This window comes from Arenibaculum pallidiluteum, from assembly GCF_017355985.1.
GTDB lineage: Bacteria > Pseudomonadota > Alphaproteobacteria > Azospirillales > Azospirillaceae > Arenibaculum > Arenibaculum pallidiluteum.
Map to the genome: position 1 here is coordinate 196,731 of NZ_JAFIQU010000008.1, position 26,236 is coordinate 222,966.

Below are 26,236 nucleotides of genomic sequence, written 5' to 3' on the forward strand. Positions count from 1 at the left end.
GCCTCAGTATCCGGTGTATGGTCGCGCGATGCAAAGGCCGCGTCGCGAGGGCGCGTCCTAGCCCGATTTGTCCCTTTCCCAGGGCATCCGGACATGATAGAAGGCGCGCCACCTTGACGGCGGTGCGCCGCAAGCCGTTTCCGCTTTCGGCTCAACGGAAGGAGAGATAACGAACGTGCAAGTTCTGGTTCGTGACAACAATGTCGATCAGGCCCTCCGCGCGCTGAAGAAGAAGATGCAGCGCGAGGGTATCTTCCGCGAGATGAAGCTGCGTCGGAACTACGAGAAGCCGTCGGAGAAGCGCGCCCGCGAGAAGGCGGAAGCCGTGCGCCGCACGCGCAAGCTCCTCCGCAAGCGCATGGAGCGCGAGGGCTACTAAAGCCCGTTCCGGCAGCGCGCTCCCGGCCAGGGAGCGCCGTCGCCAGGCCGATGTCTTGGCCGCCCCGTCCGGTACGGTGGCGGCTTTCGGCGTTCGCGCGGGCCGCGGACCCCACCCGGCCGGGTCCATCCGCGGACCCGCCTGCCCGGACCCGGCCCGTGCCGGGGCTCAAGGGTAGTCTCGCCCCTCGTCCGTCGCGCCGCTGGGCGGCGTGCGCAGCGAGCCGGAGCCGCCGCTGCTGATTTTTCCATCGGTGCCGGCGTTCCCGTCCTCGTCGATGCCGGTATCGATGCCCGTGCCTTCCGCCGGCGTTCCCTGTGGCACAGCCTTGTCACGGCCTGCCCCACCGCCTGCCGGGGCCCGGTCCATCTCGTTCTCTCCGCCGCTCATTCCGCCTCCTGATGCGTGCCGGGATAACTCCGTCATGCACTCAACAGCGCAGGGGCATCTCCGGTCGCGGCATCCAAAGAGTTAGTCGGCCCCCGTATGCACGCCTTCCTTCCGAGGGCTCCAGAAGCTTTATCTGCCGCAGGGTAAATTCAGTGCGAGGGATGCGTGGACCAGGTCCGTGACCTTCTGAGAGGGCTCCGGCGCGAACTGGTCGTGGTCGGGGTGTTCAGCCTTTTCCTGAACCTCCTGCTGCTGACGGGTTCCATATACATGATGCAGGTCTTCGACCGCGTGCTGAGCGCCGGCCGGGTCGAGACGCTGGTCTATCTGACGGTGGTCGCCTGCTTCGCGCTGGCGATCTACGCGGTCCTGGAGATGCTGCGCGGCCGCATGCTGAGCCGGCTCTCGGGCTGGATGGACCGGCGCCTGTCTCCGCCGATCCTCGCGGCCTCGCAAGTGCTGACGCTGCGCGGGGTCGATGCTGGCAGCCGTGGCCTGTCGGACCTCGCCGCGGTGCGCTCCTTCATCGGCGGGAACGGCATCAACGCCTTGTTCGACGCGCCCTGGCTGCCTTTGTTCCTCGCGGTGATCTGGATCATGCATCCCTGGCTCGGCGCGGTCGCGCTGGCCGGAGCCGTGGTGCTGTTCAGCCTGGCCGTACTGAACGAGGCTCTGACCCGGGCTCCCCTGCGGGACAACCGCGAGGCGGCGCAGCGCGAGCGCGACACCGCGGATGCGCTGATCCGGAACGCCGAGTCCATCCACGCGCTTGGCATGGGCAGCACGCTGATGCGCCGGTGGACGGGGCTGCACGCGCTGACGCTGTCCCGCCAGGGCCAGGCCGAGGAGCGCTCGGCGATCCTGCTGGGCATCACCAAGGCCGTCCGCCAGGTCCTGCAGATCCTGCTGCTGGGCGTCGGCGCGTGGCTGGTGCTCCAGCACGAGCTGACGGGCGGCGGCATGATCGCGGCCTCGATCCTGATGGGCCGCGCACTGGCGCCGGTCGAGCAGGCGATCGGCGCCTGGAAGCAGTTCGTCGCGGCACGGGCCGGCTGGCGCGGCTTCAGCCGGCTGCTCGCGACCGTGCCCGTCGAGCGCCAGCGCACCTCCCTGCCCGCCCCCCTGGGCCGCCTGACGCTGGAGAATGTCGGGTTCCAGCGGCGCGCGGGCGAGACGCCGATCCTGCGCCAGGTCTCCTTCGAGCTGCTGCCGGGCAGCGTCTGCGCGCTGATGGGCCCGTCGGGATCGGGCAAGTCCAGCCTGTGCCGGCTGCTGGTCGGTGCCTGGAAGCCTAGCCAGGGCGCGGTGCGCCTTGACGGCGCCGACGTGGCCCGCTGGTCGCCCGACGAGCTCGGCCGCCATATCGGCTATGTGCCCCAGGGCATCGAGCTGTTCGCCGGCACGGTCGCCGAGAACATCGCGCGCATGGGCGATGGCCCGGCCGAGGCGGTGGTCGAGGCCGCCCGGCGCGCCGGCGCCCACGAGATGATCCTGCGCCTGCCCGAAGGCTACGAGACCGAGATCGGGCGCTTCGGCGAACGGCTTTCGGCGGGGCAGCGGCAGCGCGTGGCGCTGGCCCGCGCCCTCTACGGCAGTCCGCGCCTGCTGGTGCTGGACGAGCCCAACGCCAACCTCGACTCCGAGGGGGAGGAAGCGCTCGCCCGCGCCCTGCTGGGGCTGAAGGACGAGGGCTGCACCGTCCTGGTGGTGACGCACCGGACCGGACTGCTGAAGGCCTGCGACCACGCGGCAGTGATGGAGGCCGGCATGCTACGCCTGTTCGGCCCCATCGAGGCCGTCCTGGCGCGCCTGTCGCGTCCCAAGGTCGCGCCGCTGCGCGCCGCCGGCCAGCAGGCCGCCATTGCTTCGGGCAATGGCGGCGAGTGAGGAACTGAACATGTCGAGCTTGACGACCGGCGCGCCGGCCACCGCCCTTCCCGCGCCGCGCACCGCGGCCGCCTTCCCCGAGCTTCCGGCCACCGCCTCTCAGAGCGTGCGCGGGCTGCGCCGGGTCGGCTGGCTGACCATCGCGATCTTCTTCGGGGGCTTCGGCGGCTGGGCATGGCAGGCACCGCTGACGAGCGCCGCGGTCGCCTCGGGCGTCGTGGCACCCGACGGCAAGCGCCGCACCGTGCAGCACCTTGAAGGCGGGATCGTCGACGAGATCCTGGTTCGCGAAGGCACCCAGGTCGCGGCGGGACAGCCGGTCCTGCGGCTCGCCGACGTGCGTGCGCGCTCCCAGAACGAGTCGCTGGAGCAGCAGGTCCGCATCCTGTCCGCGATCGAGGCGCGGCTGGTTGCCGAGCAGAAGAACCTGCCGGCACCGGCCTTCCCGGCCGAGCTGACGGCCAGCTCCGACCCGCGCGTGGTCGAGGTGGTGACGCTGCAGAGCGAGCTGTTCGAGACCCGCCGCGCGGCGCGGCGCAGCCAGGAGGTCGTGCTCGACCAGCGCATCCTGCAGCTCCGCGAGGAGATCGCCGGCCATCAGGCGCGCATTCGCAGCCAGGATGCCCAGCTCGCCCTGATCGTCGAGGAGGCCAAGGGCGTGCGCGAGCTCGTCGACAAGGGGCTGGAGCGCCGTCCGCGCTTGCTGGCGCTGGAGCGCGCCAAGGCCGATATCGAGGGTGACCGCGCGACCAGCCGCGCCGAGATCGCCCGCGCCGAGCAGGCCATCGGCGAGGCCCGCGCCCAGATCCTGGCAGAGACCGAGCGCTGGCAGAACCAGGTGGGCGCCGATCTCGCGGACACCCGCACCAAGCTCGCGACCACGCGCAGCGAGATCCAGGCGACCCGCGACGCCCTGGAGCGCACGCTGGTGCGCAGCCCGGTGGCCGGCCAGGTCATGGAGATGCGCATCACCACCAGCGGCGGCGTGATCCGCGCGGGCGACCCGATCATGGACGTGGTCCCGGCCGATGCCGAGCTGGTGATCGATGCCCAGGTCTCGCCCATGGACATCGACGACGTCCATGTGGGGCTGGAGGCGCATGTGGTGCTCAGCGCCTTCAAGCAGCGCAACCTTCCGCGCCTGACCGGCACGGTGCGCGACGTGACCGCCGACCGGCTTACCGACCAGCGCACCGGCCAGCCCTACTTCCTGGCGCGCGTCGTGGTGCCCCGGGAGGAGATGGCCCGGCTGGCGCCCGGTCTCGCCATGACGCCCGGCATGCCGGCGGAGGTGATGATCGCGACCGGCGAGCGGACCATGCTGGACTATCTCGTCCAGCCGTTCCTGGACAGCCTGCGCCGCAGCTTCCGCGAGAGCTGAGGGCGTGCCGGGCCGGCCACGGCCGGCCCGGCGGGTGCCCCCGTGAAGGCGCTCAGCTCTCGAGCGCCTTCACGATCTCCTCGGTCATCTTCTTGGCGTCGCCGAAGAGCATCATGGTGTTGGGTCGGAAGAACAGCTCGTTCTCGACGCCGGCATAGCCCGAGGCCATGGAGCGCTTGATGAACAGCACCGTCCTGGCCTTCTCCACGTCCAGGATCGGCATGCCGTAGATCGGCGAGGCCGGGTCCGTCTTGGCGGCGGGGTTGGTGACGTCATTGGCGCCGATCACGAAGGCCACGTCGGTCTGGCCGAAGTCCCGGTTGATCTCCTCGAGTTCCAGCACGTCGTCGTAGGGCACGTTCGCCTCGGCCAGCAGCACGTTCATGTGCCCGGGCATGCGCCCCGCGACGGGATGGATCGCGTAGCGAACCTGGACGCCCTCGTGCTTCAGGACATCGGCCATCTCGCGCAGGGCGTGCTGCGCCTGGGCCACCGCCATGCCGTAGCCGGGGACGATGATCACCGACTGGGCGTTCTTCATGATATAGGCCGCGTCCTCGGCCGAACCGGACTTGACCGCGCCGCGCTCGCCGCCCCCGGCGGCGCCCGCCGTGGTGGCCTCGCCGCCGAAGCCGCCCAGGATCACGTTGAAGATCGAGCGGTTCATGCCCTTGCACATGATGTAGGACAGGATCGCGCCCGAGGATCCCACCAGCGCGCCGGTGATGATCAGCAGGTTGTTCTCCAGGGTGAATCCGATGCCGGCCGCCGCCCAGCCGGAATAGCTGTTCAGCATGGAGACGACGACGGGCATGTCGGCGCCGCCGATGGGCAGGATCAGCAGCAGGCCCAAGGCCAGCGAGACCAGCACGATCAGCCACATCGCGGCCGGCGCGTTGCTGAGGCACAGCCAGATGATCAGGACCAGCAGCAGCACGCCCAGCGCGGCGTTCAGCGGATGCTGCATCGGGAAGACCAGCGGCTTGCCGCTGACGAGGCCCTGCAGCTTCGCGAAGGCGACCACCGAACCCGTGAAGGTGATGGCGCCGATCGCCGTGCCCAGCGCCATTTCGACCAGCGAGCCGGCCCGGATCTCGCCGAAGCGGCCGATGCCGTAGGCCTCGGGCGTGTAGAACGCGGCCAGGGCGACGAACACCGCCGCGAGGCCCACGAGGCTGTGGAAGGCGGCGACGAGCTGGGGCAGCGCCGTCATCTGGATCCGCTGGGCGACGATGGTGCCGATGGCGCCGCCGATCACGATGCCCGCGAAGATCAGGACGTACGAAAGGCCGGAGAGCGCCCCCGGCAGGATCAGCGTGGTGACGATGGCGATGGCCATTCCGGCCATGCCGAAGAAGTTGCCCTGGCGCGCCGTCTCGGGGCTTGCGAGTCCCTTGATCGCGAGGATGAAGCAGACGGCGGCGACGAGATAGGCCAGCGTGGCGAAGGTTGCCATGGGTCTTGCTTCCTCAGGACTTTGCCGGCTGGGGCTTCTTCTTGAACATCGCCAGCATCCGCTGGGTGACGATGAACCCGCCGAAGATGTTGACCGAGGCCAGGATCACCGCCAGGAAGCCCATCACCGTCGAGAAGTTGAAGGTCTCGGGCGAGGCCGCGATCATGGCGCCCACGATGATGACCGAGGACACCGCGTTGGTGACCGCCATCAGGGGCGAATGCAGGGCCGGCGTCACGCGCCAGACGACGTAATAGCCGACGAAGCAGGCCAGCATGAAGACGGTCAGGCCGAACACGAAGAAGCCGGGGCCCTCGTGGGCGCCCGCCGCGGCGAGCTGGGTCGTCTGGTTGGCCAGCGCTGCGGCCTGATCGGCCAGGGTGCGCGCGGTCGTCGCGAGGTCGGCCGCGCTCTGGGAGATGGACTCTGGGTTCATGGGGCCTCCCTCAGGCCGGCGTGGTGGCGAAGGCGGGATGGACGACGGCACCGTCTCGGGTCAGGGTGACCGCCTTCAGGATCTCGTCGTCCCAGTTCGGCGCGAAAGCCTTGTCCTTGTCGAAAAAGGTCAGGACCAGCGCCAGCAGGTTGCGCGCGTAAAGGGCGGAGGCGTCGACCGCGATGCGGCTGGGCACGTTGGTGTGGCCGACGATCTTCACGCCGTGGCGCTCGACGACCTCGCCGGCGACCGAGCCCTCGACATTGCCGCCGCTCTCGACCGCCAGGTCGACGATGACGGCGCCAGGCCGCATGGTCCGCACCATCTCGTCGGTGATCAGGCGGGGCGCCGGGCGGCCCGGGATCTGGGCCGTGGTGATCACGAGGTCCTGCTTCCGCAGCGTCTCGGCGACGAGGGCGGCCTGCTTGGCCTGGTACTCCTTGCTCATTTCCTTGGCATAGCCGCCGGCCGTCTCGGCCTGGCGGAACTCCTCGTCCTCCACGGCGACGAAGGTCGCGCCGAGGGACTGGACCTGCTCCTTGACGGCGGGGCGCACGTCGGTCGCGGACACCACGGCGCCCAGGCGCCTCGCGGTCGCGATCGCCTGCAGCCCCGCGACGCCCACACCCATGATAAAGGCGCGCGCGGGCGGGACGGTGCCGGCCGCGGTCATCATCATGGGGAAGGCGCGGCCGAACTCGTAGGCGGCGTCCAGCACGGCACGGTAGCCCGCCAGGTTAGCCTGAGACGACAGCACGTCCATCACCTGGGCGCGGGTGATGCGCGGCACCAGCTCCATCGCCATGGCGGTGACCCCGGCCGCGTTGTACGCCGGCAGCAGGTCGCGCGCGCCGTAGGGGTTCAGGATGCCGATCAGGACGGCGCCGCGCTTCGCGCCGGCGAGCTCGTCCAGCCCCTCGGCAGCGGTCATCGGCCGCTGGACCTTCAGGATCACGTCGGCATCCGCCAGGGTCGCAGCGGCATCCGGAGCGATGGTCGCGCCGGCGTCGGCGAAGGCCTGGTCCGGGACGGAGGCCCCTTCCCCGGCACCTGTCTCGACGGCGACGTCCAGGCCGAGCGCCTTGTATTTCTTCACGGTGTCCGGGGAGGCCGCGACGCGCCGTTCACCGGCGCGCCGTTCCCGGAGAACGGCGATCTTCATCCTGTCACACCCCTTGAACGCTTGCGCCGCTGCCAGGGCGCCGCTCGATGGCGACGGCACCATGCCCTAACGAATCTCATTTGTGAAGTTTCACGGGAACCATGGCGGACTTGTTCAACGCGGCTTGGGCTGGGAGGCAGAATTCACATACAGAGAACGCTAATTTCGGACGAGCAAAGCTTGCGCGACGCGACAAGCAGCCGCGTCCAGGGGCCTGGAGTCACGGCCATGATGTCGTGGCGAATGGGTGGACGGACGGTGCGTTCCGGGGTCGACGGCTGCTCCCGCGACCCGCGCGCCGGGATCAGTCGCGCCCGGAACGGGACAGGGCGTCGAGAAAATGCCCCATCGCGAGCTTCATGTCGTTGAATACCGTTCCCGGGGACACGCCGAGATGCTCGGCGATCCTGGGATAGGTCCAGCCCTCGACCCTGTTGAGGACCCACACGCGGCGCGCCCGCTCTGGAAGCGCGTCGAGGGCCGCCTTGAAACTGCCGAGCCGCTCGCGGTGCAGCAGATGCTCTTCCGCCGATGGGATCTCGGCCGCGATCTGCAGCGGATCGAAGTCCTCGCACGGAACCTCGAAGCGCTCCTTCGTCCTCCGGCGCCGGATGTGGTCCAGCGCCAAGTTGTGGACCGTGCGGTGCAGGAACGCGACGATGTTGTCGATCTGTCCGCTCTCCGCCGCGCGCCGGGCCCGCAGATAGCTCTCCTGGATCAGATCCTCGGCCGTCTGCACGTCGCGCACGATCCTCATGGCCCGCCCGAGAAGGGAATGCCGATGATCGAGGTAGATGGCGTTCAGACTTGCCGGCATGGTCAGGCTGTCGTCTCTCCGAGGCCCCGTCTTGCCCAACCAATGAGCGCCCGCGCGGCGCGTGGCTGCCGACCGCAGCGACGTGGGACGTGCTAGCCCTTCGCGCCGCAGGCATGCAGGACAATTATGCGAACGATTATCATTCGCGGATTTACTCTGTCAAGGCGACGGGCTGCTTTGTGACATGGGCCGGCTGGTGCGTCTAAGATGGATACAAGCTTCGAGACAGAGCGGCGGATGACCCGGGTGCGGCAGGAGCCGGAGGACACAGGCAGGTCGGAAGCAGACGCCTATCGGCACCCGGACCCCATCGCCGACGCGGCGCTCACGTGGTTCGTCACGCTGCAGGATGCGGCCGCCGACGCCGAGACGCTTGCCGCCTACCAGGCTTGGCGCCGGAGCGATCCCCGCCACGCCGCGGCCTTCGACCGGCTGGCGAGCATCAGCCGGATGCCCGAGCTGACCGCGGCAACGCTCGCGAGCCACGGCCATTCGCCGCTACAGGATGATGCCTTCCCGGCCCTCCCGCGGGATGCCGTCGCCCGCATGCCCGCCCGCAGGCGCAGGCCGGCCCGCGCCTGGGTCCGCCTGGGCTCCCTCGCGGCTGCCGTGCTGCTGGCCGTCTTCGCCCTCAGTCTCGTGCCGGCGCTGACCGTGGACTGGCGCGCCGACTTCGCGACCGCCGCGGGAGATCGGCTTGAGATCGGCCTGCCAGACGGATCGCGCCTGCTCCTGAACACCGCATCGGCCGTCGCGCTCGACTTCGGCCAAGGCCGGCGGCACGTCCGGCTGCTAAGGGGCGAAGCGTTCTTCGACGTGGTCCCCGACCCGTCCCGGCCGTTCCACGTGTTGGCCGGGTTCAGCACGGTCGAGGTCACGGGGACCGCCTTCTCCGTCCGCACGGACGGGGACGCGGACTCCGTCTTCCTCGAGCGCGGCCGCGTCACCGTCCGGGACGACGAGCAGCCGGACAGGACGCAGCCGCTGGCTCCCGGCGAGCAGGTGATCGCGTCGGCCCTTGGTCTGTCGCCGGTCGCCCGCGTCCGGCCCGAGCTGGCGCTGGCCTGGCGCGAGGGGCGGTACGTCTTCCACGAGCAGCCCATGTCGGCGGTCGTGGACAATCTGAGACGGTACCATGCGGCCCCTATCCTGGTCCTCGACGGACGCGTCAACCAGCAGCGGGTCAGCGGAAACTACCGCCTGGAGGATCCGGTCGGCGCGCTCCGCTCCCTCGCGGCGATCACCGGGATCCGCATGACGGTCCTGCCCGGCGGCCTGATCGTCCTGGGATAGGTTCCCTATTTTTGTGAGAAATGCCGCCCTCGAACGTCTGCCGAAACGGGGCGGCTTTCGGCTGGTGCGATCGCCTCCCCGTGGACAGCACGAGAGAGGAGATCAGAGGTATGCACTGCCGGACGGCGTCGCCACGGAAAGCCACACCACGCGTGCAGGGGGCAGTCGCCCGGCACATGGCTTTCGCCCTCATGGCATCGACCGCTCTCGGCGGTGCGCTGGCCATGCCGGTCGGGGCGCTGGCGCAGCAGCCGGGACAGGCCGGTGACGCCGGCCGGATGGAGTTTACGATCCCCGCCCAGCCGCTGCCATCGGCGCTGGACGCCTTCGCGCGTCAGACAGGCTGGCAGGTCGGCTACGCCAGCGCGCTGGCGACCGGGCGCACCTCGAGCGCGGTCAATGGAACGATGACGCCCGCCCGCGCCCTGGAGACGCTTCTGGCCGGGACGGGGCTTGGCTTGCGCATGGCCGGCCCATCCACCGCATCCATCGTTGCGACGGGGGATCCGGCGCCCGCTGCAAGGCCGTCCGCGGCCACGGGCGCGATGATGCTGGACCCCGTCACGGTCTCTGCGGCCGGCCATGGGTCGGGGATCGGCCAGACCCTCATCACGCAGGATGATCTCGACCGGAAGAACCCCACGGACATTCGCGATGTCTTCGCCGGCGAGCCGTCGATCCGGGTCGGCAGTTCCGTCCCGATGTCGCAGAAGGTGTATGTGAACGGCGTCGAGGAGACGAACCTTGCCGTCACCGTCGACGGCAGCCGCCAGAACAACAAGGTTTTCCATCACAACGGGACGACGCTGATCGATCCCGCCTTCCTGAAGGTCGTGCGCGTCGATGCCGGGGTGGCCCCCGCCGACGCCGGCCCCGGAGCGCTGGCCGGCGCGATCGCCTACGAGACGAAGGACGCGCGTGACCTCCTGGAGGGTGACGGCGTCGGCGCCTTCGTGAAATCCACGCTCAACACCAACGGGCCGAGCCTGACCACCAGCGGTGCCGGCTACGGCCGTCATCAGGGCTTCGAGGCGCTCGGCTACGCGACCTACGGAAAGGGCGGCCGGTTCGAGGCCGGAAACGGAGAGACCGTCCGCGGCACGGCGACGGACCTCGTGAGCGGGCTCGGCAAGGTCGCCATGGAGACCGAGGCCGGCAGCCGGTTCCAGCTCAGCTACGAGCAGGTCCGCGACGATGCCTCGCGGCCGTTCCGCGCGAATATCGGGGCAATCTCGGGGCGCCCGGCCTGGGAGCCGCGCGTGCGCGACTACAGGCTGGACCGCAAGAACGCCGTGTTCACCTTCACCGAGACGCGCCCGACCGAACTGTGGGACCCGAAGGTCGTGCTCGCCTACGGCCGCTCGGACGTGGACACGACGATCTTCACGCGCCCCGTCGGAGCCAGCACCGTGCCCGGCAGCTATCCCGGCGGCGGCGAGACCAGCTCGCTCAACGGCAAGGTCGAGAACCGGTTCTCGCTCGGTTTCGGATCGATCACCGCCGGCGCCGACTTCTATCGCGACGAGGGGACCTACGAGGACGAGACCTATTCCGTCGGCGAGCGCGCCAACAACACAGGCCTCTACGCCCAGGCACGCGTAGCGCCCGTCGACCGGCTGCGCCTGTCGACCGGCCTGCGCGGCGACCGCCAGGTCTTCGAGGGAACCACCGGCGAGGACTGGACCAACTCGGGTGTCAGCTACAACGCCTCGGGCGAATTCGACCTCCACCCCGAGTTCCTGACCGCCAAGGCCGGCTACTCGCACAGCTGGGGCGGCATTCCCCTGGCCGAGAACTTCATCATGAACACGGCATGGCGCTACGGAGCCCGCGGCCCCGAGCCCGTGACGTCCGACAACGTGACGGCCGGCCTGGAAGCGCGCTACCAGGGCGTCACCGCCGAAGGCCGCGTCTTCCGCACCGACATCGATGACGCACGGGCGGCGCGCTTCGCCGTCGCGAGCGCGACGCAGGCCCATGACGTGCGTTCCGAAGGCTACGAGATCGGGATCGGCTACGCCTGGAACACCGGTTATGTCCGCGCGAAATACGCCGATATCGACGTGACCATCAATGGCCAGCCTGCCGATTCCGATACCGGGACCTATCTGGCGACACCCATGGGGCGGATCCTGACCCTGGGTGGGGCGCATGCCGTCGCGGACTGGAACCTGACCTTCGGCGCCGATCTCGAGATCGTGCTGGACTACGACGACGTGCTGGCCGACCAGCGCCCGCTCGAGGGATACGAGGTCTTCAATCTGTTCGTGGAATACCAGCCGTCGGCCTACTCGAACCTTCTGCTCAGGGCCGATATCCGCAACCTGTTCGACGAGACCTATGCGGATCGCGCGACATACGGGCAGGAGTTCGGAACGGTCACGCCGCTCTACCAGCCGGGACGCGCCTTCCTCTTCACGGCCTCGGCGCAGTTCTGAGCCCGCCCGGCCCGGACGACCTCAAAGGGAAAGCCCGAGGCGTCCGATCCAGGACAGCCCCGCGTCGGTGTCGGCGCGGGGCCTGTACTCGCAGCCGACCCATCCGGCATAGCCGAGGCGCTCCAGCGCCGCGAAGACGGCGCGGTGGTCAAGCTCGCCCTCGTCGGGCTCGGCGCGGGAGGGGGCGGCCGCAATCTGCACATGGCCGATCCGGTCCATGAGACGCGCCAGCCGGGGCGTGACGTCGCCCGTCGTGCGCTGGGCGTGATAGCAGTCGAACATCAGGCGCAGGGCGGGACTGCCCACGGCGTCCATCACGGGCAGGGCGTCCTCGGCGCGGGCATAGAAATAGTCCGGCTTGTCGACGGGATTGATGGGCTCCAGCAGCAGGACCACGCCGGCCTCCTCGGCCTGAGGCGCGGCGCCGGCCAGGTTCTCGACGAAGGCATCGCGCGCGGCCGCCTCGCTCCCCGGGGCCACCACGCCCGCCATGACGTGGATGGCGCCCGCCCCCGCCTCGCGCGCGTAGTCCAGCGCGCGGGCAAAGCCATCCCGGAAATCGCGCCCGCGCCCGGGAACCGCCGCTAGGCCGAACTCGCCCGCGGCGGCATCGCCCACTGGCGTGTTCAGCCCCAGCAGGGCAAGGCCGTTGCGCGCGCAGGCCTCGCGCACCCGGGCCGCCGGCACGTCGTAGGGCCAGTGCAGCTCGACGGCCCGGAAGCCCGCCCGGGCCGCAGCGTCGATGCGGTCCAGCAGTGGCCGGTCCGGCCAAAGGAAACCCAGATTCGCCGAAAGCCGGATCATCGCGCCTCCCCCTCCCCTATCTCGTGGCCGCCCGGGTTGTCCAGGCCAAGTCCGGGACGGACGCTCAGGCCGGCAGTGGCACCCGGTGGCGGGTCAGCGCCTCGGCCTGCCGGGCCGCGAGCGTCTCGACCGAGAAGCCTTCGACGAGCTCGTGGAAGAGACGATACCAGTTGATCTCGGCCTTGAGATGCGTGAACACGGCCCCGAGTCCGATCGCCGCCCGGTCCATGAAGACGAACTCGCGCGGGATCTCGACCCCGCCGACCTCGCGCAGGCGCCGGTGCACCTTCTCGGCGGTCTCGCGGCCGTAGACCGTGCTGTTGGTCTCCTCGATCGAGCGCACCCGGTCGTCCATGATCGGAGCGTAGACGAAGCGCGCCCAGAGGTTCAGGACCTCGATCAGCTCCCGGCTGGGATTGCTGAAGCCCCAGGCCTCGTAGGCATGGACGGCCAGCTCCTCGTCCCCGCGGTCGAGCGCGCGGTAGAGGTCGAGGACGCCGCCCACGAAGTCCGGCCGGAACACGCGCACGCAGCCGAAGTCCAGCAGGTTGATGCCGCGGTCGGGCCGGACCGTGTAGTTGCCGAGATGCGGGTCCCCGTGGATCACGCCATAGCCGTAGAAGGGGACGTACCAGGCCCGGAACATGTTCATGGCAAGGTCGTTTCGGGCCTCCGGCTCCTCGCGCACGAAGTCCAGGATGCGCCGCCCGTCAAGCCAGGTCATGGTCAGCAGCCTGCGGGTCGAGAGCGCGGCGACCGGCTCCGGCACGTGCACGCCCTCGACGCCCGCCAGCATGGCGCCATAGAGCGCCATGTGCCGGGCCTCCAGGTCGTAGTCGAGCTCCTCGCGCAGGCGGGCGGCGATCTCGGCGTGGATCTGCCGCGTGGAGATCGCGCGGTCGGCGCGTTCGTAGATCGAGAAGACCAGCCTGAGCTGGCGCAGGTCGGCCTCCACGGCCGACTGCATGTCGGGGTACTGGAGCTTGCAGGCGAGCTGGCGCCCATCAAGACCCGTCGCCCGGTGCACCTGCCCGAGCGAGGCGGCCGATACGGCGTGCTGCTCGAAGCTGGCGAAGCGTCCGCGCCAGGCCGGCCCCAGCTCGGCCGCCATGCGCCGGCGCACGAAGGGCCATCCCATCGCCGGGGCGTCGGACTGGAGCTGCTGGAGCTCCTGCACGTATTCCTTGGGCAGGGCGTCCGGGATCGTCGAAAGAAGCTGCGCCACCTTCATCAGTGGCCCCTTCAGCCCTCCGAGAGCTGCGCGCAGATCCGCCGCGTGCTCGGCCTTCTCGAGGCGGATGCCAAGGAACCGCTCGCCGGCGAGGCGCGCCCCGACGCCGGCCATGGCGCTTCCGACCCGGGCGTAGCGCGCAAGCCGTCCGCCCAGCCTGTTGTCGTCTCTCATGTCGCTCATGGGAGGAAGATGGGGCGCGCGGGCGGCGCCGGCCAGTGCCGGCGCCGCCTTCCGTCCGACCCGAAGGGATCAGCCCTTCTGCGCCTCGAGCTCGTCGATGAAGCCGCGCACCACGCCGAGGCCGCGCTGCCAGAACGCCGGATCCGAGGCATCGAGCCCGAAGGGCTTCAGCAGATCCTTGTGCCGCAGCGTGCCGCCTGCCGAGAGCATGGCGAGATAGCGCTCGGCGAAGCCTTCGTGGGCGTCCTGGTAGACCGCGTAGAGCGAGTTCACCAGACAGTCGCCGAAGGCGTAGGCGTAGACGTAGAAGGGCGAATGGATGAAGTGCGGGATGTAGGACCAGTAGCTGCGGTAGCCCTCGTCGAAGCGCAGCGCCGGACCCAGGCTCTCGGTCTGCACGTCCAGCCAGATCTCGCCGATCCGCTCGGGCGTCAGCTCGCCCTGGCGGCGCTCGGTATGGATCCGCCGCTCGAAGTCGAAGAAGGCGATCTGGCGCACGACCGTGTTCAGCATGTCCTCGACCTTGGAGGCCAGCATGGTGCGGCGGCGCACCGGGTCGCTCTCCGCATCCAGCAGCGAGCGGAAGGTCAGCATCTCGCCGAATACCGAGGCGGTCTCGGCCAGCGTCAGGGGCGTGTCCGCCAGCAGGTGCCCCTGCCGGCCGGCAAGAACCTGGTGGACGCCGTGGCCGAGCTCGTGGGCCAGCGTCATCACGTCCCGGGTCTTGCCCTGGTAGTTCAGCAGCAGGTAGGGGTGGACCGAGGGAACCGTCGGATGCGCGAAGGCGCCCGGCGCCTTGCCAGGGCGCACGCCCGCATCGATCCAGGCGTTGTCGAAGAAGCGCCTGCCGACCGCCGCCAGGTCGCCCGAGAAGCGGCCATAGGCGTCCAGCACGATGTCGCGGGCACGGTCCCAGGGGATCACGCGGTCCTCGTCGTCCGGCAGCGGCGCGTTGCGGTCCCAGTAGTCCAGCCGGTCACCGCCGAACCACTTGGCCTTGAGCCGGTAGTAGCGGTGCGAGAGGCTGGGATAGGCCGACTTCACCGCCGTGGCCAGCGCGTCGACGACCTCGTCCTCGACATGGTTGCCGAGGTTCCGGCTGGACCAGGGCTGCGGGTATTCCCGCCACTTGTCCTCGATCTCCTTGTCCTTCGCCAGGGTGTTGGTGATCAGGGCGAAGGTGCGGATGTTCGCGCCGAGGACCTTGCCGATCTCGACGGCCGCCTCGCGCCGCTTGGCGCCGTCTCGGTCGGACAGGCAGTTCAGCGCCTCGGTCGCCGTCATGTCGCGGCCGCTCACCTGGAAGCGCAGCCCGGCGATGGTCTCGTCGAAGAGCCGGTTCCAGGCGGCCCGGCCGGTCACGTACTTCTCGTGGAGCAGCCGCTCGAGCTCGTCGGAGAGCTGGTGCCTGCGGAAGACCCGCAGGTCGCGAAGCCACGGGCGGTAGCGCGCGAGCTCCGGCGCCTTCAGCGCCTCCTCGACCTGGGCGTCGTCCAGGCGGTTCAGCTCCAGCGTGAAGAACAACAGGTGGGTGGAGATCGCGTTGACCCGCTCCTGGATGCCCTGGAAGAACTTCGCCGTCTTCGGATCGCTCATGTCCGTGGCATAGACGAGGTTCGCGTAGCTCATGATGCGCGAAAGCGTCTCGTCGATTACCTCGTACTCGGCGACGGCCCGGCCCAGCGTGGCGCCGTTCATGCCGGACAGCCGGCCGGCATAGCGCTTCGCGAAGTCCTTGCAGGCGCCGTCCATCCGGTCCAGGTCGCCCGCCAGCGCCGCGCTCTCGGGACCGGGGTAGAGGTCGTCGAGGTTCCAGCTCGGAAGCTGCCCCAGCGCGGGGTCTTGCTGATTGCCGACGGCCTTGGCGGAACCGGTCATGCTCTTCCTCCATTTCGGAACTGCCGATATAAGCAGGTCTGCGGCTTCGGCCAACCCAGCGATTGGTTTAGATCCCAGAGATGATCGATCCCGACGTGCTGAGGGCCCGGTTCAATGGCTGGCCGTCCCTCCCCGCCATGTTCTTCGACCAGGCCGCGCGCAGCGGCGGCGCGACGCTGCTCCAGGCCAAGCGCGACGGGCAATGGCGCGCCTGGTCCTGGACCGAGACCGCCGGCCGGGTGCGGGCCGCCGCGCGCGGCCTCGCCGCGCTGGGGGTCGGGCGCGGCGACCGCGTCGCCATCGTGGCGGAGAACCGCCCGGAATGGCTGGAGGCGGATCTCGCGACCATGGCGCTGGGCGCCATCACCGTGCCCGCCTACACCACCAGCACCACGCAGGACTACGTCCACCTGTTCGGGGATAGCGGCGCCAGGGTGGTCCTCGTCTCGACGCCGGCCCTGATGCGCAAGGTGGTGCCGGCGGCGCTGCAGCTTGCCGGTCCGGTGACGCTGATCGGCTTCGACGCCGTGCCCCAGGCCGGGCGGCCGGACGTGAGCGTGCTGGGCTGGGACGAGCTGCTGGAGCGCGGCGCGGCCGATCCCGCAGGCACGCCCGACGCCGCCGACCCGGCCGAGGCTTGGCGCGATCTCGGGCGCGACGATCCCGCCTGCATCATCTATACCTCCGGGACCGGCGGCGCCCCCAAGGGCGTGCTGCTGAGCCACGCCAACGTGATGGCGAACTGCCGGGCCGCGCTGGAGCTGATCCTGGAGCTGGGGCTGGAGCAGGAGCGGTTCCTCTCCTTCCTGCCGCTCTCGCATGCCTACGAGCATTCCTGCGGCCAGTTCTTCGCCCTGTCGCTGGGCGCCGAGATCGCCTACGCGGAATCCGTGGACCGGCTCGCCGCCAACCTGACCGAGATGCGGCCCACCATCATGACGGCGGTGCCGCGCCTCTACGAGGTGCTGCAGGCGCGCATCCAGCGCGACATGCAGAAGGCCGGCCGCCTGCGGCGCGCCCTTTTCGAGAAGACGCTGGAACTCGGGTCGCGGCGCTACCGCCAGGGCGGGCGCCTGGGTCCGCTCGACGCGGTGCAGGACTGGGCCCTGGACAGGCTGGTCCGGTCCAAGGCACGGGCGCGGTTCGGCGGCCGGCTCAAGGCCTTCGTGTCCGGCGGCGCGCCGCTGAGCCCCGAGCTCGGGCTGTTCTTCCACGCGCTCGGCCTGCGCATCCTGCAGGGCTACGGCCAGACCGAGGCGGCACCGCTGATCAGCGTGAACCGGCCCAGCCGGATCCGCCACGAGACCGTGGGCCCGCCTGTGCTCGGCACCGAGATCCGCATCGCCGAGGACGGCGAGATCCAGGTGCGCGGCCCCCAGATCATGCTGGGCTACTGGAACGACGAGGCCGCGACCGAGCGGGCAGTCGAGGACGGCTGGCTGCGGACCGGCGACATCGGCCGGGTCGAGGACGACGGCTCCCTGGTGATCACGGACCGCAAGAAGGACCTGATCGTCACCTCCGGCGGCGAGAACGTCGCCCCGCAACGCCTGGAGAACCTGCTGACGCTGGAGCCCGTGATCGGGCAGGTCATGGTGAGCGGCGACCGGCGGCCCTACCTCGTGGCGCTGGTGGTCCCGGACCGTGAGACGGCGCTGGCCTGGGCGCGCCGACACGACCACCCTGGGGACATGGCGCAGCTCGCCGACGATGCCGAGTTCCGCAAGGTCGTCGGCGAGGCGATCGAGCGCGTGAACCGCGGCCTGGCTCCCCTGGAGCGCATCCGGCGCTTCGCGATGCTGCCCGAGCCCTTCTCGGTGGAGAACGGCGAGCTGACGCCGACGCTGAAGATCCGCCGCCACGTGATCCGCCAGCGCTACATGGACCGGCTGGACGCGCTCTATGGCTGAGCCGCCGCAAACCGCGCCGCGCATCCGCGGCTACATCGCCGCCAGCCTCGACGGTTTCATCGCGACACCGGACGGCGGGGTCGAATGGCTCGCGCCCTATCAGGAGGTGGAGGCCGGCTACGGCGCCTTCATAGCGGAGATCGGGACCGTGGTGCTGGGGCGCACCACCTTCGAACAGGCCATGGGCTTCGGAATCGGCTGGCCCTATCCCGGGAAGCGCGGCATCGTGGTGACCTCGCGCCCGCTGCACGACCCGCCCGAGGACGTCGCCGCCTGGAACGGCGGGATTCCCGGGCTGGCGGGGGCGCTGCGCCGGGGCGGCCAGGACGGTGCGTGGGCGGGCGATGCGTGGATCGTCGGAGGCGCCGGTCTGCAGCAGGCCTTCATGGATATCGGCGCGATCGACCGGCTGGACCTTTTCATCGTGCCCGAGCTGCTGGGAGAGGGCATTCCGCTGTTCCCGCGCTCTGCGCGCCGGCACCGGCTGCGGCTGGAGGGCACGGCGGCCCTCCCCATGGGCATGGTCCGGCTGACCTACGGTCCGGTCCCGGACTGACTGCCGGCGGCGATTCGACCGGCCGGACGCGGCGCCGGAGGCTTATGCACCGGACGGCGGGACGGGAAAGTTCCGGCGCAGGGCCGCCATGGCAAGACCCATGCCGCCCGGCAGGCGCCAGCGACGGGTCCTTGCTTTCTTCGCCAGCATCAGGCCTGCCAATTGTGGGATAGGGCAGCAGACGTTACCTTTCATGGGGGCGAACCGATTATGCGGAACCGCACCCGGCCCGGGTGCCGACCCTGGGGCCGGGTGTTCGCAGGAGGACAGGCAATGGCGCTCGCGGCTGTCTCGCTCGACGACAAGTACGCCCTCGAAAAGGGGCGCGTCTTCCTGACCGGAACCCAGGCGCTGGTCCGCCTGCCCATGGTGCAGCGCCAGCGCGATGCCGCGGCGGGGCTGAACACCGGGTGCTTCATCTCGGGCTACCGGGGATCGCCGCTGGGCGGCCTGGACCAGGCCCTGTGGAAGGCCCGCAAGTTCCTCGCCGGAAACCAGATCCATTTCCAGCCGGGGGTCAACGAGGAGCTCGGCGCCACGGCCGTGTGGGGCAGCCAGCAGAACGCCCTGTTCCCCGACGCCACGGTCGATGGCGTCTTCTCGATGTGGTACGGCAAGGGCCCGGGCGTCGACCGCTCTGGCGACGTCTTCAAGCACGGGAACGCCGCCGGCACATCTAGACACGGTGGCGTCCTGCTGCTGGCGGGCGACGACCATTCCTGCAAGTCCTCGACCTTCCCCCACCAGTCCGAGCACGCCTTCGTCGCGGCCATGATCCCGGTGCTGAACCCTGCCGGCGTGCAGGAGATCCTGGACTACGGCCAGATCGGCTGGGCAATGTCCCGCTATTCCGGCTGCTGGATCGCCATGAAGACGATCGCCGAGACCGTCGACAGCTCGGCCTCGGTCGACGTCGATCCGGCACGCGTCCAGCTCGTGCTGCCGGAGTTCGAGATGCCGCCCGGCGGGCTCAGCATCCGCTGGCCCGACCCGCCCCTCCAGCAGGAGGAGCGGCTGATGAAGTACAAGCTCTATGCGGCGCTGGCCTTCGCCCGGGCCAACCGGCTCGACCAAATCGTGATCCCGTCGCCGCGCCCGCGCCTGGGCGTCGTCACCACCGGCAAGTCCTACCTGGACGTCCGCCAGGCTCTCGACGACCTCGGCATCTCCGAGGAGATGGCGGCCGATATCGGCCTGACGGTCTACAAGGTCGCCATGCCCTGGCCGCTGGAGCGCGACGGCATGCGCCACTTCGCCGAGGGCCTCGACGAGATCGTGGTCGTCGAGGAGAAGCGCGCCGTCATCGAGAACCAGCTCAAGGAGCAGCTTTATAACTGGCGGCCCGAGGTGCGTCCGCGCGTCGTCGGCAAGTTCGACGAGCAGGGTGGCGAGCTGCTTCCCTCCTACAACGAGCTTTCGCCCGCCAGGGTCGCCGTGACGATCGGGCGGAGGCTGCTGCGCTTCCTCGACCACGAGGGCATCCGCCAGCGCGTGGAGTTCCTGGACCGCCAGGAGAAGGCCAAGGCGCACAAGGCGCCGGTCGAGCGCAAGCCGTGGTTCTGCTCTGGCTGCCCCCACAACACTTCGACCGTCGTCCCCGAGGGCTCGCGCGCCCTGGGCGGAATCGGGTGCCATTACATGGTCACCTGGATGGACCGCAGGACGGAGACCTTCACGCAGATGGGCGGCGAAGGCGTGCCATGGATCGGCCAGGCGCCCTTCACGAAGGAGAACCACGTCTTCGCCAATCTCGGCGACGGCACCTACTATCACTCCGGCATCCTGGCGGTCCGCGCCGCCATCGCCGCCAAGGTGAACATCACCTACAAGATCCTCTACAACGACGCGGTCGCCATGACCGGCGGCCAGCCGCACGACGGTCCCCTGACCGTGCCCATGATCGCCAAGCAGCTTTCGGCCGAGGGCGTGAAGCGCATCATGGTGGTCACGGACGAGCCCGAGAAGTACCAGGGCCCGGTCGGCCTGCCCGCGGGCACGAGCGTGGATCACCGCGACGACCTCGACCGCGTCCAGAAGGAGCTGCGCGCGACCGAGGGCGTCACCATCCTGATCTACGACCAGACCTGCGCCTCGGAGAAGCGGCGCCGGCGCAAGCGCGGGATCATGGTCGACCCGCCCAAGCGGGTCTTCGTGAACGAGCAGGTCTGCGAGGCCTGCGGCGACTGCTCGAAGAAGTCGAACTGCCTCAGCGTGGTGCCGGTCGAGACGGAGTTCGGGCGCAAGCGGCAGATCGACCAGTCCACCTGCAACAAGGACTTCTCCTGCGTGAAGGGCTTCTGCCCGAGCTTCGTGACCGTGCATGGCGGCAAAGTTCGCAAGTCCTCGGCCGGACGCGCGGGCGGCGATTGGCAGGGTTCCCTGCCCGCGCCGACCCTGCCGCAGCTCAAGGGCCCGTACGGCATCCTGGTGACCGGCGTCGGCGGCACCGGCATCGTGACCATCGGCGCCCTGGTCGGCATGGCCGCCCATCTCGAGGGCAAGGGCTGCACGGTGCTCGACCAGGCCGGGCTGGCCCAGAAGGGCGGTCCGGTGACGACCCACATCCGGCTGGCGCCCCGTCAGGACGAGATCCATGCGGTCCGCATCGCCGCCGGCGGGGCCAAGGTCGTGCTCGGCTGCGACGTGGTCGTGGCGGGCGGCGGCGACGCCCTGTCCAAGATGGCGCCAGATTCGACGGTCGCCGTGATCAACGCGACCGACACCATCACCGCCGATTTCACGCGCAACCGCGACTTCAAGGTTCCCGTCGGCCAGCTCCTGGCCGACGTGGAGGCGCAGGTCGGCGGCAGCTCGAACCTGTTCGTGATCGATGCCAGCCGGCTGGCCGCAGCGCTGCTGGGGGATTCCATCGCCGCCAACCCCTTCATGCTGGGCTATGCTTGGCAGAAGGGCCTGATCCCGCTCAGCGACGAGGCGCTGCTGCGCGCGATCGAGCTGAACGGCGTTGCGGTCGAGATGAATCGGAGCGCCTTCCTGTGGGGCCGTCGCGCCGCGGTGGATCTGGCGGCGGTCGAGGCGGCCGCGGCGCCGCGCGGCGAAGCCGGCGAGACGGCGACCCCTGCCCACCGGCGCCTGTCCCAGGGGCTCGACGAAATGATCGCCCGCCGCATAGCGCATCTGGCGGAGTATCAGGACGAGGCCTATGCGGCACGCTACCGGCACCTCGTCGACTGGGTGCGGACCGTCGAGGGACAGAAGGCGCGCGGGCACGGCGGGCTCGTCGAGGCGGTCGCCCGGTCCTATCACAGGCTCCTGGCATACAAGGACGAGTACGAGGTCGCCCGGCTCTACACCGACGGAACCTTCCTGAAGCAGCTCCGCGACACCTTCGAGGGCGATTACCGGCTCGAATTCCATATGGCGCCGCCGCTGCTGGCCGAGGCCGACGAGGCGACCGGCGAGCCCCGGAAGAAGACCTATGGCCCCTGGATGCTGAAGGCGCTCGGCGTGCTGGCCCGGATGAAGCGGCTGCGCGGCACGCGTCTCGATCCCTTCGGATGGACCGAGGAGCGGAAGATGGAGCGCCGGCTGATCGCGGAGTACGAGCGAACGGTGGCCGAGCTGCTCGACGGGCTCACCCCCGACAACCACCGCCTCGCGGTCGAGATCGCCTCGATTCCCGAGGACATCCGCGGCTACGGACACATCAAGGAGGCCAGCGCCAAGGCCGCCAAGGACCGGGAGGCGCGCCTGATGGAAGCCTTCCGGCGGCCTGAGCCCGCCCCGCGGCTGGCCGCCGAGTGATGGTTGCCGTGTAGCGGTCGCTGGGTGGCGGCCGCCGCCACAAGGCTGCCGCCCCGGGCGTCGCGCCTGGTCGCGCAGGCAGTCTGACCTGAAGGCATAGAGCCGTGGAAGGTTAATGAGCCGTTAACCCTAATCGTCGTCTCTTGCCGCAGGGGAGGCGACGACTGCATGAAGATCCGACTGAGCCTGCCTATCGCCATGCTGACGGCGGCCCTGCCGCTGCTGATCTTCGCGATCGTGGTCGCAGGGCTCTACATCCGGGAGCAGGGTCGCTCGCGCGACGCGACGCTGCGCCATTATGCCGAGCGCCTTCAGCTCGCAGTGGACCGGCAGGTCGGAAACGAGATCGAGGCGCTGAAAGCGCTCGCGGCATCGCCCGAGCTCGACACCCTCGACCTCGCGAATTTCGGTGAGCATGCGCGGCGTACGCTGGACCAGCGCAGGGACTGGCTGGACCTGATCCTGGTCGACCGCGACCGGAAGCTGTTCGACACGCGCCCCCCAGCTGCCGGCACGCGCCCCGCGGACGCAGATGACCTCAGGACCGCCTTCGACCTTGCCCGCCCTTTCGTCGGCAATCTCGTCACTTCGTCCGACTGGCCCGAGCCGGTGATCGTGATCCGAGTCCCCGTGGTGCGCGGGGGAGAGGTCCGCCAGGTGCTCGCCGCGGTGGTGCGCGCCGGCGTCTTCGCCGACCTGCTGCGCGACCAGCTTCCGCGCGGAAACTGGCAGGCGGCCGCCTTCGACGTGGAGCACCGTCTGTTCGCCTGGGCAGGAGCGGCCCTGCCCGAGCCGGGGCTCCCCCTGCCCGCCCCGCCCACCTCCGCCTGGGCCGGGCTCGGCACGGACACCATTGCACCCGGCTTCTTCAGCGATCCCCCGGGCAGCCCCTGGTACGAAGGCTTCGCGATCCCGACCCAGCTCGCGAACTGGACGATCGTGGCGGCCATTCCGCGGGGCGCAGCGGGTCCCGGCCCAGCACCGGTCATCCTGGTGATGGGCGGCGGGGTGCTTGCAGCCATTCTCGCCGGCCTGCTCGCCTTCAGCGTGGGGCATACGATCTACCGGCGCCGCGCGGCCGAGCGCGCGCTCGATGTACTCGCGACGGAACGCGCCATCGAGACTCGGCTCGCGGACATCTCGGCGAACCTGCCCGGCATGATCTACCGGCGGATCCGCCATCCGAACGGGAGCATGGAGTTTCCGTTCATCAGCAATGGCGCCGGCCTCGCGGCGACGCTCGGGGTCGAGTTCACCGACGGGCCCGGGTTGGTCCGGCTGCTGATCGCCAGCATGACCAAGGCGTCGGCGGAGGCCTGGCGCACGGCCCTGGCGCATACCGCACGGACCTTGACGGCCTTCGACCTCGAATACGAGGTGATCATCGCGGGGCGCTCGCACTGGCTGCGCAGCTACGCTCATACCCGGGCCGAACCCGGCGGCGGCGTGGTGTGGGACGGCGTCCTGCTCGACGTGACCGCCGAGAAGGAGGCGGAGGCGGCATCGCGCATCGGCGCCGAGCGCTTGCACGTCGCGCTCCAGGCAGCACGGCTGGGTCTCTTCGACCATGACCTGACGACGGATGCGCTGACCTGGTCGGACCGCCACCGAGAGCTCCTGGGCGTCGCGCCGGATGTCCCCGTGACGGCGGAGCTGTTCCGCTCGCTCGTCCATCCCGGCGACCGGAAGCGGACCAGCGCCGCCTTCGAGGCGGCCCTGGACCCCGCGGGCGGCGGGGACTACGACCTGCGGCACCGGTGCATCCGCCCTGACGGAACCGTCGTCTGGGTCGCCACCAAGGGACGCGCGATCTTCACGGGGACGGGCCTGACGCGCAGGGCCGTGCGCCTGATCGGCGTCGTTTCCGACGTGACGGCGGCGATCGAGGCAGAGCGGGCCATGGAGGAGGCCAAGCGCGCCGCGGTCGAGGCGCGCATCGCGGCGGAACGGGCCAATCGCGCGAAGTCGAGCTTCCTCGCCGCGGCGAGCCACGACCTGCGCCAGCCTGTCCAGGGCCTGGTCCTTCTCCTGCCGACGCTCGCCGACCACGTGGCCTCGCCGCTCGGCCGGACGATCCTCGCGACGGCGCGCCAGGCGGCGGATGCCATGCGGCACCTCCTGGACACCCTGCTGGACATGTCGCGCCTCGACGCGGGCCTGATCGTTCCCCATGTCGAGGAGTTCCCGCTGTCGCGCGTCCTGGACGAGCTGGCGATTCACCGTCCGGTCGCCGTCCAGAAGGGGCTGGAGCTCAGGATCGCGGACAGCAAGGCGGTGGTGCGCACCGACCCCGGGCTTCTGGGACGCATGCTGGGGAACCTGATCGAGAACGCGATCAAGTACACGGACGACGGACGCATCGCCGTCGACGCGCGCCTGGACGGGCCGCTGCTGCAGATCTCGGTGGCCGATACCGGGCCCGGCATCCCGCCCGATCATCTCGGCCGCATCTGGGACGAGTTCCACCAGGTCGGCAATCCCGAGCGCGACCGCAGCCGCGGGCTGGGGCTGGGCCTGGCGATCGTCCAGCGCCTGTCGCGGCTGCTCGACATTCCGGTCTCGGTCGAATCCCGATTTGGCGAAGGCTCGACCTTCAGCGTTTCGGTGCCGGTCGTCTCGGCGGTGGCCTACCGGCCGGAGGAGCGGCTGTCCCGGCAGTCCCAGGACGGCGGCGGGCGCCAGGCCCTGCTGGTGGAGGACGATGCACTGGTGCGCGCCGGGCTGGAGATCGTGCTTCGCGAATGGGGCTACGAGGTGACACCCGCGGCCTCCATGGAGGAGGCGGTGGCCGCCCTGCGCGGGACGGCGGGGCTCAGGCCCGACGTGATGCTCGCGGACTATCGCCTGCGCGCCGGAGAGACGGGGCTTGAGGTGATCAAGGCCGTGCGGTCCGAGATCGGCGTCACGGTTCCCGCCATCGTCCTGACCGGCGAGACCTCGGCCGAGGCCATGGGCGAGATCCGGAGCTCCGGCCACACTGTGATCAGCAAGCCGGTCGCGCCGGACGTGCTGCAGGCGGCCCTCGCCGGCGTCGTGCGACAGCACGCGTGACCACGCGGCCGCCCCTTGCCACCGCGGCCGTCCGTCTCGAAACTCCCATGGATACAGGCCGCCGCAGGTCGGCAGGCGCAGGTTGATGCAGGCATGGGCGTTCGGGCGCAGCCCCGTCCCGGATCGTCCGCCCCCGGGTCCCCTGGATTGATCGCCGTCGGCGGCGCAGCATGCAGGGCAAAGGAAGGATCAAGGCAATGGAACTCAGGAGAGCCGGCTCCCAGCCCTCTGGCCGCGGGCCGGACGAGTACTTCACGGGGACCGTCCGCATCGACCCGCTGTTCCAGGCAAGCGCGCCCGCCCGTGCGGCCGCCGCGAGCGTCACGTTCGAGCCCGGTGCCCGGACCGCATGGCATACCCACCCGCTGGGCCAGACCCTGATCGTGACCGCCGGTTGCGGGCGGTGTCAGCGCGAGGGCGGTCCCATCGAGGAAATCCGCCCTGGCGACGTGGTGTGGTTTCCGCCTGGCGAGAAGCACTGGCACGGCGCGTCGCCGACCACCGCCATGACCCATATCGCGATCCAGGAGCAGCTCGACGGCCGGGCCGTCGACTGGCTGGAGAAGGTGACAGACGAGCAGTACGGCCGGTAAGGCGCATTCCCCGCGCCTGCCGTCCGGGCCGAGTGCCGCGGCGGGATCCGGTCGGGTCGGATGATCCCGGAAAAAGGACGGCCGCGGCGCCTGGGCCGCGGCCGCAGCATGTCGTCAGGTGATGCGCACGGTCAGGCGGCGCGCACCACGGCGATGAAGCCGTTGACATCGGCCCGAAGCGTTTCGGCCTCCTTGGCGAGCCCGCCGGCGGCAGAAAGAACCTCGGCCGCGGCGGCCGGTTCTGCCGCGAGGGCTCGGCCGCGACCATGACCGTCTGCCGCGAGCGCCAAGCTTCTGGTCGCGGCCTCGGAGGACCAGCTCGGCCGGATGGAAGCCCTGCACGACCGCGCGTCGGAGAACGGCCTCAGGATCGAGCGGCTGGATGCGCCGAGCTGAGGCGGCGCGAGCCGCACATCCGCGGCTTCGGCGCGCTGTTCGTGCCCGCCAGCGGCATCGTGGTCGACCAGGCGGCCGAACGCTTTTCTCTGGTCGCGCGCAGCCCGGCTACGGCCTGAACCCGGGCCAGGCCCGAGCCCGCGGGCGGCCCCCCGCAGCCCGTCCCCGATGCCAATGGTGCGGGCGCCGCCCTGCCCGACGCCCCTCGCGGCCAACGCTGGGGGCGCCCC

Annotated in this window: 19 protein-coding genes; 10 read left to right on the plus strand and 9 right to left on the minus strand. The window is 70.2% G+C overall.

Annotated elements, in window-relative coordinates; translation table 11 throughout:
- The first annotated feature begins 175 nt into the window (after positions 1-175).
- Entirely contained in the window at positions 176-379 is a 204-nt protein-coding gene (rpsU, locus tag JUB13_RS17895; RefSeq protein WP_012974546.1) for a 30S ribosomal protein S21, read from the plus strand.
- Positions 380-547: 168 nt separating this feature from the next.
- Here rpsU and JUB13_RS17900 read toward each other — a convergent pair whose 3' ends face one another.
- Positions 548-769 carry a hypothetical protein gene (locus JUB13_RS17900; RefSeq protein ID WP_207481381.1) on the minus strand — a complete coding sequence of 74 codons (222 nt, stop codon included), beginning with the start codon at positions 767-769 and terminating at the stop codon, positions 548-550.
- A 165-nt stretch (positions 770-934) separates the two neighbouring features.
- Between JUB13_RS17900 and JUB13_RS17905 the strand changes: the two genes are divergently transcribed.
- Together JUB13_RS17905 and JUB13_RS17910 are read left to right on the plus strand one after the other, a co-directional pair.
- Entirely contained in the window at positions 935-2,656 is a 1,722-nt protein-coding gene (locus tag JUB13_RS17905) for a type I secretion system permease/ATPase (RefSeq protein ID WP_207481383.1), read from the plus strand.
- A 10-nt stretch (positions 2,657-2,666) separates the two neighbouring features.
- On the plus strand, positions 2,667-4,037 hold the full coding sequence (locus tag JUB13_RS17910) for an HlyD family type I secretion periplasmic adaptor subunit (RefSeq protein WP_207481385.1): 1,371 nt from the start codon (positions 2,667-2,669) through the stop codon (positions 4,035-4,037).
- Positions 4,038-4,089: 52 nt separating this feature from the next.
- On the opposite strand, the gene JUB13_RS17915 is transcribed toward JUB13_RS17910, so the two are convergent.
- The 4 genes from JUB13_RS17915 to JUB13_RS17930 all read right to left on the minus strand — a co-directional run bounded on the left by JUB13_RS17915 (position 4,090) and on the right by JUB13_RS17930 (position 7,908).
- Positions 4,090-5,493 (minus strand): NAD(P)(+) transhydrogenase (Re/Si-specific) subunit beta, encoded by a 1,404-nt coding sequence (locus JUB13_RS17915; RefSeq protein WP_207481387.1) that lies wholly within the window; start codon positions 5,491-5,493, stop codon positions 4,090-4,092.
- 13 nt (positions 5,494-5,506) lie between these two features.
- On the minus strand, positions 5,507-5,929 hold the full coding sequence (locus JUB13_RS17920; RefSeq protein WP_207481389.1) for an NAD(P) transhydrogenase subunit alpha: 423 nt from the start codon (positions 5,927-5,929) through the stop codon (positions 5,507-5,509).
- Positions 5,930-5,939: 10 nt separating this feature from the next.
- Complete coding sequence (locus JUB13_RS17925) at positions 5,940-7,091, minus strand: Re/Si-specific NAD(P)(+) transhydrogenase subunit alpha (RefSeq protein ID WP_207481391.1); 1,152 nt, start codon at positions 7,089-7,091, stop codon at positions 5,940-5,942.
- Between the two features lie 304 nt (positions 7,092-7,395).
- Positions 7,396-7,908: an RNA polymerase sigma factor gene (locus JUB13_RS17930; protein ID WP_207481393.1), complete on the minus strand. Its 513-nt coding sequence runs from the start codon at positions 7,906-7,908 to the stop codon at positions 7,396-7,398.
- A gap of 207 nt (positions 7,909-8,115) precedes the next feature.
- Between JUB13_RS17930 and JUB13_RS17935 the strand changes: the two genes are divergently transcribed.
- Together JUB13_RS17935 and JUB13_RS17940 are read left to right on the plus strand one after the other, a co-directional pair.
- Positions 8,116-9,201 carry a FecR family protein gene (locus JUB13_RS17935; RefSeq protein ID WP_236025030.1) on the plus strand — a complete coding sequence of 362 codons (1,086 nt, stop codon included), beginning with the start codon at positions 8,116-8,118 and terminating at the stop codon, positions 9,199-9,201.
- Between the two features lie 176 nt (positions 9,202-9,377).
- Complete coding sequence (locus JUB13_RS17940) at positions 9,378-11,639, plus strand: TonB-dependent receptor (RefSeq protein WP_236025031.1); 2,262 nt, start codon at positions 9,378-9,380, stop codon at positions 11,637-11,639.
- Between the two features lie 21 nt (positions 11,640-11,660).
- Here JUB13_RS17940 and JUB13_RS17945 read toward each other — a convergent pair whose 3' ends face one another.
- From JUB13_RS17945 to JUB13_RS17955, 3 genes are all read right to left on the minus strand, one after another.
- Positions 11,661-12,443 (minus strand): hydroxypyruvate isomerase family protein, encoded by a 783-nt coding sequence (locus JUB13_RS17945; protein ID WP_207481394.1) that lies wholly within the window; start codon positions 12,441-12,443, stop codon positions 11,661-11,663.
- Between the two features lie 64 nt (positions 12,444-12,507).
- Positions 12,508-13,848, minus strand: a complete 1,341-nt coding sequence (locus tag JUB13_RS17950; RefSeq protein ID WP_456237114.1) for an ABC1 kinase family protein — start codon at positions 13,846-13,848, stop codon at positions 12,508-12,510.
- Between the two features lie 78 nt (positions 13,849-13,926).
- A complete protein-coding gene (locus tag JUB13_RS17955; RefSeq protein WP_207481396.1) occupies positions 13,927-15,735 on the minus strand; it encodes a M3 family oligoendopeptidase in 1,809 nt (602 codons plus the stop codon).
- An 80-nt stretch (positions 15,736-15,815) separates the two neighbouring features.
- Between JUB13_RS17955 and JUB13_RS17960 the strand changes: the two genes are divergently transcribed.
- The 5 genes from JUB13_RS17960 (at position 15,816) to JUB13_RS17980 (ending at position 25,610) form a co-directional block, all read left to right on the plus strand.
- On the plus strand, positions 15,816-17,645 hold the full coding sequence (locus JUB13_RS17960; RefSeq protein WP_207481397.1) for an AMP-dependent synthetase/ligase: 1,830 nt from the start codon (positions 15,816-15,818) through the stop codon (positions 17,643-17,645).
- Positions 17,638-18,201, plus strand: a complete 564-nt coding sequence (locus JUB13_RS17965) for a dihydrofolate reductase family protein (RefSeq protein ID WP_207481398.1) — start codon at positions 17,638-17,640, stop codon at positions 18,199-18,201. The genes JUB13_RS17960 and JUB13_RS17965 overlap by 8 nt, the downstream gene beginning before the upstream one ends.
- A gap of 273 nt (positions 18,202-18,474) precedes the next feature.
- Positions 18,475-21,966, plus strand: coding sequence for an indolepyruvate ferredoxin oxidoreductase family protein (locus JUB13_RS17970; protein WP_207481399.1), 3,492 nt, complete (start codon positions 18,475-18,477; stop codon positions 21,964-21,966).
- Between the two features lie 168 nt (positions 21,967-22,134).
- Positions 22,135-25,017 carry an ATP-binding protein gene (locus JUB13_RS17975; protein ID WP_207481400.1) on the plus strand — a complete coding sequence of 961 codons (2,883 nt, stop codon included), beginning with the start codon at positions 22,135-22,137 and terminating at the stop codon, positions 25,015-25,017.
- A gap of 197 nt (positions 25,018-25,214) precedes the next feature.
- Positions 25,215-25,610, plus strand: a complete 396-nt coding sequence (locus JUB13_RS17980) for a (R)-mandelonitrile lyase (RefSeq protein ID WP_207481402.1) — start codon at positions 25,215-25,217, stop codon at positions 25,608-25,610.
- A gap of 131 nt (positions 25,611-25,741) precedes the next feature.
- Here JUB13_RS17980 and JUB13_RS17985 read toward each other — a convergent pair whose 3' ends face one another.
- Positions 25,742-26,221, minus strand: a complete 480-nt coding sequence (locus JUB13_RS17985; protein WP_207481403.1) for a hypothetical protein — start codon at positions 26,219-26,221, stop codon at positions 25,742-25,744.
- Between the last annotated feature and the right edge of the window lie 15 nt (positions 26,222-26,236).

Coding starts and splice junctions, on each gene's coding strand:
- JUB13_RS17930 (WP_207481393.1), bottom strand. CDS start 7,908: ATGCCGGCAAGTCTGAACGCCATCTACCTCGATCATCGGCATTCCCTT.
- JUB13_RS17920 (WP_207481389.1), bottom strand. CDS start 5,929: ATGAACCCAGAGTCCATCTCCCAGAGCGCGGCCGACCTCGCGACGACC.
- JUB13_RS17975 (WP_207481400.1), top strand. CDS start 22,135: ATGAAGATCCGACTGAGCCTGCCTATCGCCATGCTGACGGCGGCCCTG.
- JUB13_RS17940 (WP_236025031.1), top strand. CDS start 9,378: ATGGCTTTCGCCCTCATGGCATCGACCGCTCTCGGCGGTGCGCTGGCC.
- JUB13_RS17970 (WP_207481399.1), top strand. CDS start 18,475: ATGGCGCTCGCGGCTGTCTCGCTCGACGACAAGTACGCCCTCGAAAAG.
- JUB13_RS17925 (WP_207481391.1), bottom strand. CDS start 7,091: ATGAAGATCGCCGTTCTCCGGGAACGGCGCGCCGGTGAACGGCGCGTC.
- JUB13_RS17965 (WP_207481398.1), top strand. CDS start 17,638: ATGGCTGAGCCGCCGCAAACCGCGCCGCGCATCCGCGGCTACATCGCC.
- JUB13_RS17915 (WP_207481387.1), bottom strand. CDS start 5,493: ATGGCAACCTTCGCCACGCTGGCCTATCTCGTCGCCGCCGTCTGCTTC.
- JUB13_RS17955 (WP_207481396.1), bottom strand. CDS start 15,735: ATGACCGGTTCCGCCAAGGCCGTCGGCAATCAGCAAGACCCCGCGCTG.
- JUB13_RS17935 (WP_236025030.1), top strand. CDS start 8,116: ATGGATACAAGCTTCGAGACAGAGCGGCGGATGACCCGGGTGCGGCAG.
- JUB13_RS17950 (WP_456237114.1), bottom strand. CDS start 13,848: ATGAGAGACGACAACAGGCTGGGCGGACGGCTTGCGCGCTACGCCCGG.
- JUB13_RS17980 (WP_207481402.1), top strand. CDS start 25,215: ATGGAACTCAGGAGAGCCGGCTCCCAGCCCTCTGGCCGCGGGCCGGAC.
- JUB13_RS17945 (WP_207481394.1), bottom strand. CDS start 12,443: ATGATCCGGCTTTCGGCGAATCTGGGTTTCCTTTGGCCGGACCGGCCA.
- JUB13_RS17960 (WP_207481397.1), top strand. CDS start 15,816: ATGATCGATCCCGACGTGCTGAGGGCCCGGTTCAATGGCTGGCCGTCC.
- JUB13_RS17910 (WP_207481385.1), top strand. CDS start 2,667: ATGTCGAGCTTGACGACCGGCGCGCCGGCCACCGCCCTTCCCGCGCCG.
- JUB13_RS17900 (WP_207481381.1), bottom strand. CDS start 769: ATGAGCGGCGGAGAGAACGAGATGGACCGGGCCCCGGCAGGCGGTGGG.